Genomic DNA, 12,852 nt, shown 5'->3' on the forward strand with positions numbered 1-12,852 from the left:
TTGGGCGGCCACGGCCATTGCGCGTATCATGCGAGGCCGAAGTGTATCACCAGAAGGTAAGCGCATGCAGTTTCCGACCATTGAAGATTATGTTGGGCACACGCCACTGGTCCGCCTCCAGAGGTTGCCGGGTGACTCCAGTAATGTGATTCTGGCCAAACTTGAAGGTAACAATCCGGCCGGGTCGGTCAAGGACCGCCCGGCCATCAGCATGATTCAGGAAGCCGAACGACGGGGGGAAATCCATCCCGGGGATACGCTGATTGAAGCCACCAGCGGTAATACCGGCATTGCCCTGGCCATGGCGGCTGCCATCAAGGGTTATCGCATGAAGCTGATCATGCCGGAGAACCTGAGCGAGGAGCGTCGCGCGTCCATGCGCGCTTACGGCGCCGAGATCATCTCGGTCACCAAGGAAGAAGGCATGGAGACCGCGCGGGATCTTGCCCAGCAGATGGAGTCCGAAGGCAAGGGCAAGGTGCTGGACCAGTTTGCCAACCCGGACAACCCGCTTGCCCACTACCGCACCACCGGCCCGGAAATCTGGGAACAGACCTCAGGCAGAGTGACCCATTTTGTCAGTTCAATGGGAACGACTGGCACAATCATGGGGGTGTCCCGGTATCTCAAGGAGCGCAATCCCGATATCCGCATCATTGGATTGCAGCCCAAAGACGGCGCCTCGATTCCCGGCATCCGCCGCTGGCCCGAACCTTATCTTCCAAAGATCTTTGACGCGACGCGTGTTGACGAGATTCTGGATATCGGTCAGGAGGAGGCGGAAGAAACCATGCGCGCTCTGGCCAGCAAAGAGGGAATTTTCTGTGGCGTCTCTTCCGGCGGCTCGATTGCGGCTGCCCTTAAATTGTCAGAACAGGTTGAAAACGCCGTGATCGTTGCCATCATCTGTGACCGTGGCGATCGCTACCTGTCTACCGGTGTTTTCCCGGCCGCCTGAAACCCAGTAAGAGATTGATTCATGAGTAAACGACGCAGGAAGCCGCTTCCCCAGGAGCCCGTGCGCTGCACGATAGAAACTCTCAGCCATGACGGCCGCGGCATTGCCCGGGATAACGGCAAGACCCAGTTCGTCGATGGGGCCTTGCCGGGCGAGACGGTGATGGCCAAGGTTGTCGGCTCGCGCAGCAAGTTTGACGAGCTGCGCGCGCTGGAGGTTCTGGAATCCTCTGACCAGCGGCTGACACCTCCCTGTGATTTTGCGGATCTTTGCGGCGGCTGCAGTCTCCAGCATATGGCCGGCGATGCGCAGATTCAGTTCAAGGAACAGACTCTGCGGGAACATTTTGCCCATTTTGGAGGCATAGAACCGGAGGAATGGGTGTCCCCCATGCGTTCCGAGCCCCTGGGATACCGGCGCAAAGCCCGTCTGGGCGTGAAATACGTGCCGGCCAGAGAATCGGTATTGGTGGGCTTCCGTGAGAAGCGCAATAGTTTTCTCACCGACATCGACCGTTGTGTTGTGCTGGACCCGCGAATCGGTGAGCGCATCATGCCGTTAAGGGAACTGCTGCACAGCCTTGAGGCCTTTCGCCGGGTTCCCCAGGTGGAAGTAGCCTGCGGTGATGACGCCGCGGCCATGGTGTTCCGGAACATGGACGAGTTGAGTGAAGCCGACACCAATGCGTTGATCCGTTTCGGTCAGGCCCACGATTTGCATATCTATCTTCAGCCGAAAGGCCCGGATACTGTCTACCGGATCTGGCCGGAATCCGGCCCAGAGCGACTGAGTTACCGGCTGGAGGAGTTCGACCTTACGCTTTCGTTCCATCCCATGGACTTCACCCAGGTGAATGCGGAGCTGAATCGCAATATGGTTCACCGGGCGATCGAATGGCTGGATGTGCAGCCGGATGAGCGGGTGCTGGACCTGTTCTGCGGGCTGGGTAATTTTACACTGCCATTGGCCCGGAAGGCGGCCCACGTGGTTGGTGTGGAAGGCGATGAGTCAATGGTCGTGCGGGGGCGTGAGAACTCTGAGCTGAATCAGCTGTCGAATCTCGAATTTCACGGTGCCGACCTGCAGGCAGACTTTACCCGCCAGAGCTGGGCCGTTGAGGGTTTCGACAAGATCCTGATCGACCCGCCCCGTTCCGGTGCGCAGGAAGTCTGCGAGTACCTGACGGCATTCGGTGCCCGGCGTGTTGTCTACGTGTCCTGTAATCCGGCCACGCTGGCCCGGGATGCAGGGGTGATGGTGCGCAACGGTTATCGACTGGTGCGGGCAGGGGTCATGGATATGTTCCCACATACCACCCATGTGGAGTCCATGGCGCTTTTCGAGCGCAGGAACTGACAGCGGGAAGAACAAAAGCACGATGGTCAAAGTCCGAGAAGAATATACGGTTTCCGGTGATGGCACGGTCGACATCGACCGCTGGGTTGGTCAGATTGAGTCCCAGACCCATCTGGAAAATCCGGATCAGTTTCGCCGTGCCTGCGAGTTGGCTGCCGAAATTGATGTGAAGGCGGTGCGTGAAGACCGCATCTGGGCCCCCGGCACCAGCAGTTTCCGCACCGGTATCGAAATGGCCCAGGTGCTGGTAGAGCTGCATCTGGACCAGGCCAGCCTGGTCGCCGCTATTCTGTATCGGGCCGTGCGTGAAGAGCGTATTCCACTGGCGGACATCCGCAAGGAGTTCGGTGATGAAATCGCGGGGCTGATCGACGGTGTGCAGCAGATGGCGGCCATATCGTCCATTCACCATCCGCTGAAGGGCAATGTCCTGGGGCAAACCGAAGGCCAACTGGACAACGTCCGCAAAATGCTGGTCACCATGATTGACGATGTCCGGGTGGCGCTGATCAAGCTGGCGGAGCGGACCTGCGCGATCCGTGCCGTCAAAAACGCGCCGGAAGAAAAGCGGATGCGGGTGGCGCGGGAAGTTTTTGATATCTACGCGCCCCTGGCGCACAGGTTGGGCATTGGCCATATCAAGTGGGAGCTTGAGGACCTGTCTTTCCGTTACCTGCACGAGACTGCCTATAAAAAAATTGCCAGGCTGCTGGATGAAAAACGGCTTGACCGTGAGGATTACATCAAGCGGGTAATTGCTGCGCTCCAGGAAGAGCTGGTTGCCTCCGGTATCGAGGCGGATCTATCCGGCCGGGCCAAGCACATTTTCAGCATCTGGCGGAAAATGCGCCGTAAGGGTATCGATTTCTCGCAGGTTTACGACGTTCGTGCGGTGCGGATTCTGGTGCCGGAGGTACGCGACTGTTACGCCGCCCTGGGCATTGTCCACACCCTGTGGCGTCATATTCCCAACGAATTCGACGACTACATCGCCAACCCCAAGGAAAACGGATACCAGTCGCTGCATACTGCGGTGATCGGACCCGAGGGCAAGGTGATGGAAGTGCAGATTCGTACCCGTTCCATGCACGAAGAAGCCGAGCTGGGCGTCTGCGCCCATTGGTTATACAAAGGGATGGACCGGGGCAACAAGTCGGTGGGTTACGACGCCAAGATCAACTGGCTGCGTCAGGTGCTTGAGTGGCAGGAAGAGCTGGGTGATATCTCCGGGCTTGCGGACCATCTCAAATCGGATATCGGTTCAGATCGGGTTTACGTGTTCACTCCCGAGGGCCATGTGGTGGATTTGCCCCAGGGTGCAACGCCGGTTGATTTTGCCTATCGGGTGCACACCGAGATCGGCCATGCCTGCCGTGGCGCCAAGGTCAATAACCGCATTGTGCCGCTGACCTATCCGCTGCGCACGGGCGACCAGGTGTCCATCCTTACGTCCAATAAGCAGGCGCCCAGCCGTGACTGGCTCAACCCCAGTCTTGGCTATATCCAGACCTCCCGGGCCCGGGCAAAAGTCACGCACTGGTTCAAGCAGCAGAATCGCGAGCAGAATATCGCCGATGGTCGCGCCATCCTGGAAGACGAATTCAAGCGGCTCTCGCTCTACGACATTGATCTGGACGAACTGGCCCGCAAGGTGAATTACCCGGCGGCGGAGGATATGTTCGCGGCGACAGGGGCCGGAGATCTGCGGCCCACCCACGTGGCGAATGTGGCCCAGCAGATGCTGGAGCCCAAGTCCGAACAGCTGGACCTCAAGCTGAGCTCGAAACCACGCAAGCCCTACGATACCGAAGCCGATATCCAGATCCGCGGTGTGGGTAAGCTGAAAACCCAGGTGGCCAAATGCTGCAAGCCGCTGCCGGGAGACCCAATCGGTGGCTACATCACCGTGGGTCGTGGCGTGACTGTACACCGGCAGGACTGCCTTACCTTCCTCAATCTCAGGGAATTCGAGCCGAATCGGATCATTGAGGTCAGCTGGGGCGGGCAACCGGTGGCGGTTTATCCGGTGGATATAGAGGTGGAAGCCTACGACCGCTCGGGCCTGTTGCGGGATATTACCCAGGTGCTGTCCTCGTCGAAGAGTGACGTGCTGGCCATGAACACCATCTCCAACAAGGACGAGAACACCGCGACCATGACCGTGACCCTGGAAATATCCAGCCTCGAGCAACTGGCGCGCCTGCTGGCCCAGATTCGCAACCTGCCCAACATTATTGATGTCAGGCGGAGGCGGGCGTGACCTATTCCGTCGACGATCTGAAATACCTCATGGCCCGCCTGCGGGACCCTGACACCGGTTGCCCCTGGGACACCCGCCAGACCTTCCGGACAATTGTGCCCCATACCCTGGAAGAGGCCCATGAAGTGGCTGATGCCATAGATCGGGAAGACTATCCCCATCTTGAGGATGAACTGGGAGATCTGCTGTTTCAGGTGATTTTCTACAGCCAGATGGGGCAGGAACAGAATCACTTTGATTTTGATTCGGTGGTGGACAATCTGGTCAGAAAGCTGGTCCGCCGTCATCCCCACGTGTTCCCGGAGGGCACCCTTAATAGCCGCATTGATCCGGGCAACCGGCCGGGTGAAGACTGGATCAAGGCAAGCTGGGAGCGTATCAAGGCCGAGGAAAGAGCGCTCAAACCAGAGGCCGTAGCGGATGATAGCCGGCTCAGTGGTATCGCCCGAACCCTCCCTGCCATGGTGCGCGCTGAAAAGCTTCAGCGCAGAGCCGCCAATCATGGTTTTGACTGGCCGGACATCGAGCCGGTGTTCGAGAAACTCCACGAGGAAATCGATGAGCTCAAAGAGGCCTGGTATGACGCTCGTTCAGGCCGGGGTGAAGTGGAGGCGATAGAAGACGAACTGGGTGATCTGCTGTTTGTCTGCGTTAATCTGGCACGGTTTATGAAGATAAATCCGGAACAGGCGCTGAACAGCACAAATCATAAATTTGAAGCCAGATTTCGTGCTATTGAACAGCACCTGGAAAAGGAAGGTCGCAATTTTGACGACGAGACGCTGGAAGCGCTAGATGTCGTCTGGCAGGCTGTGAAAGGCGTTGAGAAAAAGGCTGACAAAAAGGGCAAAAAAGGGATAAAAAATAACGGATAAGTACAATCCGTTACCATTATACCTGCACCGGGCGTGACCGCTTCGTCTACACTTTGGGTTAAGGATGCACTCCGTTAGTGCACCGGTGGGCCACCAGAAAAAAAGCAGGAGTAACGGCACCATGAAAATTAAAGATCTGGTCAATTACTGGGACAAGCATGCACGAGGGCGCCTGACCCGCGATGCCTACTATGCCAACCTGTCCGACCAGCATCGCAAGCGGCTTGAGAAACTGGCTGCTCTCTACCCGATGAAATCCTCACAGGATCTGATGCGCGATCTGATTTCCGCTGCACTGGATGAGCTGGAAACCAGCTTTCCTTACGTCCAGGGTTCCAAAGTGGTGGCGTTCGATGAAGACGGCTTCGAAATCTATGAAGACAGCGGCATGACCCCGCGCTTTATCAGCCTGAGCCAGAAGCACATCCAGGATCTTAAAGCCCGCCAGTACGAATCGGTGGCTTGAGGAAGGCCGGCTGGCCGCCTGAAATGGGCCAGCGCTGATTTCTCCTGCGGGGTGGTTGAACATCACCCCCGATGAGCATCCCTCGCTCTATTTATCCTTGTTTTCCAGTTTGTCCTTCAGCGGGCTGAGCCTGACCAGGTCGTCCAGCGCTGCCGCAATCATGTCATTCAGAATGTCCGCCTCTGAGCGGTCCGGGTAGAGTTCCGCAAGGGCGGCAATGCGCGCGGCATCTTCCAGTGGGAGTCTCAGGTTATAGTCGTGACTGCGTTCAACCGGTTCTTTTTCGCTTTCCCAGTGCTTGGGCAGATCGGTTACTTTCATGAATACTCCTTGCGGCAAAAGGCGTTAATCGTTATTAGTATCCTTAGTTTACTTCGCTTCCGTCAATTTAAAAGGACGCTATTGTGACAGAGCTGCATCCCGAACTCCGAGAAAACGTTCGAATGCTGGGTGAACTGCTGGGGCAGAGTATTCAGCGCCATCCGGGACAGGAATGCTACGACCTGATTGAAGAGGTTCGTGCTGCCGCCAAGGCAGACCGTCGTCAGGAAAGCGGGTCCGGACAGCGCCTGGTCAACCTGCTGGGCAAGCTTGGCGATGACGAGCTACTGCCGGTTACCCGCGCTTTCAACCAGTTTCTGAACCTGGCAAACCTTGCCGAACAGTACCACAGCATCCGCCGCAAACGGGGCCACGAGTCCGACCTTATGGTGGAGTCGTTAAGCGAGGTTTTTCACCGGTTGATGGACGGCGGTGTCAGCCCAGACGAGCTCCACAAACGGGTGTCGGAGTTGCGCATCGAATACGTGCTGACAGCGCACCCGACGGAGGTGGCCCGCCGCACGCTAATCATGAAATACGATGAAATGTCCGACTGCCTGGCGCGGCTCGATCACGAGGATCTGCTGCCCACCGAGAAAGAGGAAATAACCGACCGTCTGACACAGCTGGTCAACGAAGCCTGGCACACCGATGAAATCCGGCATGAGCGGCCAACGGCGGTGGACGAGGCGAAGTGGGGCTTTGCCGTCATCGAGAACAGTCTCTGGACCGCGCTGCCCAAGTTTCTCAGGAGTCTGGACCGCGCGCTGTCCGAGGCCACTGGCAATGGCCTTCCGCTAGACGCCACCCCCATTCGCATTGCGTCCTGGATGGGAGGCGACCGGGATGGCAACCCCAACGTGACTCACGAAGTTACACGCAAGGTCTTTCTTTTGGGCCGCTGGATGGCGGCGGATCTTTACCTGCGGGACATTCAGTCGCTGCGGGCCGAGCTGTCCATGTGGCAGGCCAGCGACGAACTCAGAGCCGTGGTCGGTGACTCCCGGGAGCCCTACCGTCAGGTCCTGGCAGACCTGCGCGAGAAACTCATCAGAACCCGCGACTGGGCGGAAGCCCGGATCGAGGGCAAATCCGCGGATGATACCGGCATCCTGTTCGAGAACAGCGATTTCACCGGTCCCCTTGAGCTGTGTTATCGCTCACTGGTGGATTGCGGTCTGGAAACCATTGCCAGGGGGCCTCTGCTGGATACCCTGCGCCGGGCCCACACCTTTGGCCTCCCGCTGATCCGTCTGGATATCCGGCAGGAATCCTCCCGCCATGCCGAGGCGGTGGCGGAAATGGTGGACTACCTGGGGCTGGGTGACTACCTGGCCTGGAGCGAGGACGAGCGCCAGGCGTTCCTGGTCAAGGAGCTCCAGGGTCGTCGACCCCTGGTGCCCCGGAACTGGACACCGTCGGAGGAAGTCAGGGAGGTGCTGGCCACCTGCGAAGTGGTGGCCAAGCAGACGCCGGAAGCGCTTGGCTCCTACGTGATTTCCATGGCCAGCAAGCCCTCGGATGTGCTGAACGTCATTCTGCTTCTGCGAGAGGCGGGTATGACCCACCCCATGGGCGTTGTGCCGCTGTTCGAGACCCTGGACGATCTGCGTGGCGCACCGGACAGCATGGCAGCCCTGTATGAAGTGGACTGGTACCGGGAATACTGCAAGGGCAGCCAGGAAGTCATGATCGGGTATTCGGACTCGTCCAAGGATGCGGGCCAGATGATGGCGGCTTGGGCGCAGTATCAGGCCCAGGAGCAGCTTACCGAGGTGGCCGGGCGTTACGGGATCCACCTTACCTTGTTCCATGGTCGTGGTGGCACGGTCGGCCGGGGCGGCGGCCCAGCCAACCGGGCCATTCTTTCCCAACCACCGGGCTCTGTGAACGGCAGTTTCAGAATTACCGAGCAGGGCGAGATGATCCGCTTCAAGTTCGGTCTGCCGCGGCTGGCGGAGCAGAGCCTGACGCTCTATACCACGGCAGTCATTGAAGCCACCCTGGCGCCGCCCCGTGGCCCTGAACCGGAGTGGCGCGAGGCCATGGACTGGCTGACGGAACGCTCGCTCAATGCCTACCGTTCGGTCGTGCGGGAAAACCCCGATTTTGTGCCCTATTTCCGCCAGGTCACGCCGGAACAGGCGCTGGGCAAGTTGGCGCTGGGTAGCCGGCCCGCCCGCAGAAAGCCCGGTGGTGGCGTGGAGAGCCTGCGGGCCATTCCCTGGATTTTCGCCTGGACCCAGATGCGGCTGATGTTGCCGAGCTGGCTGGGCAGCGATGTGGCACTGAAAGAGGCCTTTGCCAACGACAAGGTCCCCGTACTCCGGGAGATGATGGACCACTGGCCTTTCTTCAAAACCTATGTCGATATGCTGGAGATGGTGCTGGCAAAGGCTGACCTCCGGATCGCCAGTCACTATGAGAAAACCCTGGCGGATGATCCACAGCTGCTGAAATTGGGGGAAGATCTGAGGGAGCGCCTGCGCGGATGTATTAGTCATTTGCTGGAACTCAAGCAGCAGGACACATTGCTTGAGCATGAGCCGGTCTTTGCCCACTCGATGAAGGTGCGAAACCCCTACACGGATCCGCTACACTATCTGCAGGCTGAGCTGTTGAAGCGCGATCGCGAAAGCGAGGGTAAGGGTCAGGTTCCGGAGATGGTCGAACGCGCTCTGAAGGTTACAATGGCAGGCATTTCCGCGGGTATGCGTAATACCGGTTAGCGTGCATAACAACAAAGAACTGGCAGAATAGGAGAGCTTCCTTGCCAATAGCACCCAGACTCGAGCGTTTTCTGAGCCTCAAAGGCATTCCCTTTCGGGAACTGCCGACGGAGCCGGCGGCAAATTTTGACGCTGCTGTGACCGCCTCCGGGCGATCTCCCGACGAGTTTGTTCGGGCCAGTCTGATGATTGATATCAACGGTCCGCTGATGGTGGTGCACGCCTACAACAGCAATATCGACCCGGAGCTGGTGCACCGGCTCACGGGTCGTCGCCTCCAGCCATTGACCGCGCGCCAGGCGGCCCGGCTCTTCCTGGACTGTGATGCGGGCTTTATCCCACCGGTGGGCGCGTCCTACGACATTCCGGTTGTGGTTGATGACGACGTTTTCGGTTATTCCAGAGCTGTTATGGCGAGTGGTGCCGATAATGCCCTCTTGGAATTGGACCGAACCTCTCTGGCGAGGGCCCTGAGCGGAGCAACGTCCGGGCATGTGGTGATCCGGGGGCAGAACAATGGGGAAAGAGATGCCCTGACTCTCGAGGAAGTGGCCGATCAGCTCCAAAAGCTATACCGACTGCCGCCCATGCCTGCCCTGGCTCTAAGGATTCTCAGGTTGACGACCAACACCGAGGCATCCGCGAAAGAGCTGGCCGACCTGATCGAATTTGATCCCAGCATGACGGCGCAGATCATGCGCTATGCCGGTTCGGCGCTGTTCAATTATCCCGGCCAGATCAACTCGGTACAGGAAGCCGTGACCCGTGTTCTCGGCTTTGACCGGGTGGCTCACATCGCCTTGGGTATTGCGTCGGTCCGGGCATTCGAGATTCCCCGCAAGGGCATGCTGGGCATGGATGAGTTCTGGCGGCATTCACTCTACTGTGCGTTTCTGAGCCAGCGCCTGGCATCACGTTGCGGTGAAGACAAAGGGCTGGCCTACCTTTGCGGCCTGCTTCACAATTTCGGACTTCTGCTGATCGGGCATCTGTTCCCCTCCGAATTCGACGAATTGAACCAGCTCCGCGAATCCAACCCCGAAGCCAGCATGCAATCCCTGGAGCAACAGGTATTCGGCGCCGGTGACCGGCAGCAATTGCTGGCGGTCGGGCACGGTGCCATTGGCGGTATCCTGCACCGCCTTTGGGAACTTCCAGACCCCGTCGTTAAAGCCGCGGGCATGCACCAGCACCCGGACTACCACGGTGAGCACGAGCAGTATGTGCTTATGGTGCAACTGGCCAATGGGCTGCTGAAAGAGCGCAACATCGGTGACGAGTTCAATCCTGACGATCTGCCGGCCCTGGCTGAATCGCTCGGCCTGACGGAGCAGGATCTTGACACGCTCCGGGACGAGGTCGAGCAGGTTTCCGGGGATCTGGACGCGCTGGCCCGATCCCTGTCATCCTGACGCCCTGTTGCAAACTCCGGAAATGAGTATCTGTGTTGCCCATACGACGGAGGTCCACTTTCTCTGGGGGGTGCGAATTCGTATAATGCTTGGCTTTCTTTGTCAGGTACCGGTGTCAGAGACCCCCTATCTGAACCCTGCCGGAATCGCACCGGAATGAGAGGATGTCGCAAAGCCCGAGGGTTTTGCCGCAGCTTTTCTAACGATAAAGACTATAACGGGAGCAATACCTATGAGAATCATCATGTTGGGCGCGCCAGGCGCCGGCAAGGGGACCCAGGCCCAGTTCATTACCGAGCGTTTTGATATTCCCCAGATCTCCACCGGGGACATGCTTCGGGCGGCGGTCAAGGCCGAGTCTGAACTGGGCAAGCAGGTCAAGGAAGTGATGGCCTCTGGTGGTCTGGTTTCTGATGACATCATTATTGCGTTGATCGAAGAGCGGGTTAAGCAGCCTGACTGCAAGAACGGGTTTTTGCTGGACGGATTTCCCCGCACCATCCCTCAGGCCGAGGCGCTGAAGGATCAGGGTATTGCCATCGACTATGTGGTCGAAATTGCCGTTGACGATGAAGAGATCGTCAGCCGTCTGTCCGGACGCCGGGTGCATGAAGCCAGTGGACGGATCTATCATGTCAAATACGATCCACCGAAATCCGAGGGTAAGGATGACCAGACCGGTGAGCCTCTGATGCAGCGTGAAGACGACAAGGAAGAGACCGTTCGCAAGCGCCTTCAGATCTATCATGAACAGACAGCACCTCTGGTCAATTACTACCAGGACTGGGCGAAAAGCGATCCTGCCAGCGCGCCAAAATACGTTCGGGTTGAAGGCGTGGGCGGCCTGGATGACATCCGCGACCAGATTCTGACGCAACTGAAGTAATCCTGTGAACCTGCTTGCCGTCGATACATCCTCGGAAGGATGTTCTGCCGCGCTGATCTGTGGTGGGCAGGCAACCGGCCGCTCGGAAATCGCTCCCCGCGGCCACACGCGTCTGCTGATGCCGATGATCCGGGGGCTGTTAACCGAAGCCGGCATCACGCCTGCTGATCTTGATGCACTGGCCTTTGCCTGCGGCCCGGGTTCGTTTACTGGTGTACGCATTGCCACCGGTGTTATCCAGGGGCTGGCTTACGGGCTCGAGATTCCGGTTGTGCCGGTATCGTCACTCCAGGCTGTAGCCGCGGGCGCTGTGGAAAGATTTGGTCTGGCAGACGGCGATGGTGTTGCCGTTGCCTTTGATGCCCGCATGGGCGAAGTCTACTGGGCCTGTTTCCAGTGCCGCTCTGGCCGGCCGGAACTTCTGGGCGCCGAGCGCGTGTGCCCGCCCGCAAACGTGTCCCTTGCGGCTGATGTAACCCGCTGGTGGGGTGCAGGTAGTGGCTGGGCCCTGCAGCAGGATTTTCCGGCTGACGTCGTGGCTGCGATGGTCTCTGTAGACGACAGCCTGATTCCCCAGGCCAGTCGCGTCGCGCAGCTTGCGTCCGAGGCCTTTGTTGCAACGGGCGGCGTTGCGGCTGCCGAAGCTCAACCGGTCTATATCAGGGATGAAGTGGCGTGGAAAAAACTACCCGGCCGCTGAGTTTCCCGTCTTTTCCTACCATACGGATCTGATCTCCATGGAATTATGGCAAATCATTGTGCTTGCAGTGCTGCAGGGAGTGACCGAATTTCTGCCCATCAGCAGCTCGGCGCACCTGATTCTGCCCTCCCAACTGCTGGGCTGGCCGGATCAGGGGCTGGCTTTCGACGTGGCGGTTCATGTGGGCACTCTGGCGGCAGTGATCTGGTATTTCCGCCAGACCGTGGCCCAGCTTACCGGTGCCTTGTTCGTGGATACCACCCAGCGCCGCATCGGCCCGGATAGCGGTCTGGCCTGGGCGGTGATTGCAGGTACCATACCCGCCGGCCTGGCTGGCATCCTTCTTAACGATGTTATTGAAACCACACTGCGCTCGGGGCTCGTGATTGCCACCTCCACCATGGGCTTTGGTCTGGTGTTGTGGTGGTCAGACGCGGTCGGTCGCCGTGCCCGGTCCCTGGATAGCCTGAGGCTGAAAGATGCTCTCGTGATTGGTGTTGCCCAGGCTCTGGCACTGATTCCGGGAACTTCCCGTTCCGGCATTACCATTACTGCCGCACTCTTTCTGGGGTTTAATCGCGAGTCGGCGGCACGTTTTTCATTTCTGCTTTCAATTCCCCTGATTCTTGCCGCAGGGCTGCTGAAAACCCTTGAGTTGATCGAGCAGGGTGGGGCCACCGATTGGGCCGGCATTGCTCTGGGAACGGGGCTGTCTTTTATCAGCGCTGTCATCTGCATCCACCTGTTCCTGACCTTTCTCGAGCGCCTTGGCCTCCTGCCCTTTGTGATTTACCGCCTGCTGCTGGGCGCGATCCTGTTCCTGATGTTGCTGTAACAAATGCTTTCATAACAGGTGCTTTTAAATCACTCAGGTATCTTCCATAATCTG

Annotated in this window: 11 protein-coding genes; 10 read left to right on the forward strand and 1 reads right to left on the reverse strand. The window is 58.6% G+C overall.

Annotation, left to right across the window (positions count from 1 at the left end; translation table 11 throughout):
• Positions 1 to 64: 64 nt before the first annotated feature.
• The 5 genes from cysM (at position 65) to FPL19_RS11340 (ending at position 5,915) form a co-directional block, all read left to right on the forward strand.
• Positions 65 to 958, forward strand: coding sequence for a cysteine synthase CysM (cysM, locus tag FPL19_RS11320; RefSeq protein WP_150912675.1), 894 nt, complete (start codon positions 65 to 67; stop codon positions 956 to 958).
• 21 nt (positions 959 to 979) lie between these two features.
• Positions 980 to 2,314 (forward strand): 23S rRNA (uracil(1939)-C(5))-methyltransferase RlmD, encoded by a 1,335-nt coding sequence (gene rlmD, locus FPL19_RS11325; protein ID WP_150912676.1) that lies wholly within the window; start codon positions 980 to 982, stop codon positions 2,312 to 2,314.
• A 22-nt stretch (positions 2,315 to 2,336) separates the two neighbouring features.
• A complete protein-coding gene (gene relA, locus FPL19_RS11330; RefSeq protein WP_150912677.1) occupies positions 2,337 to 4,574 on the forward strand; it encodes a GTP diphosphokinase in 2,238 nt (745 codons plus the stop codon).
• Positions 4,571 to 5,449: a nucleoside triphosphate pyrophosphohydrolase gene (mazG, locus tag FPL19_RS11335; RefSeq protein ID WP_150912678.1), complete on the forward strand. Its 879-nt coding sequence runs from the start codon at positions 4,571 to 4,573 to the stop codon at positions 5,447 to 5,449. Before relA ends, mazG begins: the two co-directional genes overlap by 4 nt.
• Positions 5,450 to 5,570: 121 nt before the next feature.
• Complete coding sequence (locus FPL19_RS11340) at positions 5,571 to 5,915, forward strand: pilin assembly protein (protein ID WP_150912679.1); 345 nt, start codon at positions 5,571 to 5,573, stop codon at positions 5,913 to 5,915.
• A gap of 87 nt (positions 5,916 to 6,002) precedes the next feature.
• Here FPL19_RS11340 and FPL19_RS11345 read toward each other — a convergent pair whose 3' ends face one another.
• On the reverse strand, positions 6,003 to 6,236 hold the full coding sequence (locus FPL19_RS11345) for a hypothetical protein (RefSeq protein WP_150912680.1): 234 nt from the start codon (positions 6,234 to 6,236) through the stop codon (positions 6,003 to 6,005).
• A gap of 83 nt (positions 6,237 to 6,319) precedes the next feature.
• Between FPL19_RS11345 and ppc the strand changes: the two genes are divergently transcribed.
• The 5 genes from ppc (at position 6,320) to FPL19_RS11370 (ending at position 12,798) form a co-directional block, all read left to right on the forward strand.
• Complete coding sequence (gene ppc / locus FPL19_RS11350) at positions 6,320 to 8,965, forward strand: phosphoenolpyruvate carboxylase (RefSeq protein WP_150912681.1); 2,646 nt, start codon at positions 6,320 to 6,322, stop codon at positions 8,963 to 8,965.
• 41 nt (positions 8,966 to 9,006) lie between these two features.
• Positions 9,007 to 10,377, forward strand: coding sequence for an aminoacyl-tRNA deacylase and HDOD domain-containing protein (locus tag FPL19_RS11355; RefSeq protein ID WP_150912682.1), 1,371 nt, complete (start codon positions 9,007 to 9,009; stop codon positions 10,375 to 10,377).
• A gap of 232 nt (positions 10,378 to 10,609) precedes the next feature.
• Positions 10,610 to 11,263, forward strand: coding sequence for an adenylate kinase (gene adk / locus FPL19_RS11360; protein WP_150912683.1), 654 nt, complete (start codon positions 10,610 to 10,612; stop codon positions 11,261 to 11,263).
• 4 nt (positions 11,264 to 11,267) lie between these two features.
• Positions 11,268 to 11,963 carry a tRNA (adenosine(37)-N6)-threonylcarbamoyltransferase complex dimerization subunit type 1 TsaB gene (gene tsaB / locus FPL19_RS11365; RefSeq protein ID WP_150912684.1) on the forward strand — a complete coding sequence of 232 codons (696 nt, stop codon included), beginning with the start codon at positions 11,268 to 11,270 and terminating at the stop codon, positions 11,961 to 11,963.
• A gap of 37 nt (positions 11,964 to 12,000) precedes the next feature.
• Positions 12,001 to 12,798: an undecaprenyl-diphosphate phosphatase gene (locus FPL19_RS11370; RefSeq protein WP_150912685.1), complete on the forward strand. Its 798-nt coding sequence runs from the start codon at positions 12,001 to 12,003 to the stop codon at positions 12,796 to 12,798.
• Positions 12,799 to 12,852 lie beyond the last annotated feature (54 nt).

It is taken from the genome of Marinobacter halotolerans (assembly GCF_008795985.1).
Classification (GTDB): Bacteria; Pseudomonadota; Gammaproteobacteria; order Pseudomonadales; family Oleiphilaceae; genus Marinobacter; species Marinobacter halotolerans.

Coding starts and splice junctions, on each gene's coding strand:
- relA (WP_150912677.1), top strand. CDS start 2,337: ATGGTCAAAGTCCGAGAAGAATATACGGTTTCCGGTGATGGCACGGTC.
- rlmD (WP_150912676.1), top strand. CDS start 980: ATGAGTAAACGACGCAGGAAGCCGCTTCCCCAGGAGCCCGTGCGCTGC.
- cysM (WP_150912675.1), top strand. CDS start 65: ATGCAGTTTCCGACCATTGAAGATTATGTTGGGCACACGCCACTGGTC.
- FPL19_RS11370 (WP_150912685.1), top strand. CDS start 12,001: ATGGAATTATGGCAAATCATTGTGCTTGCAGTGCTGCAGGGAGTGACC.
- FPL19_RS11345 (WP_150912680.1), bottom strand. CDS start 6,236: ATGAAAGTAACCGATCTGCCCAAGCACTGGGAAAGCGAAAAAGAACCG.
- FPL19_RS11340 (WP_150912679.1), top strand. CDS start 5,571: ATGAAAATTAAAGATCTGGTCAATTACTGGGACAAGCATGCACGAGGG.
- adk (WP_150912683.1), top strand. CDS start 10,610: ATGAGAATCATCATGTTGGGCGCGCCAGGCGCCGGCAAGGGGACCCAG.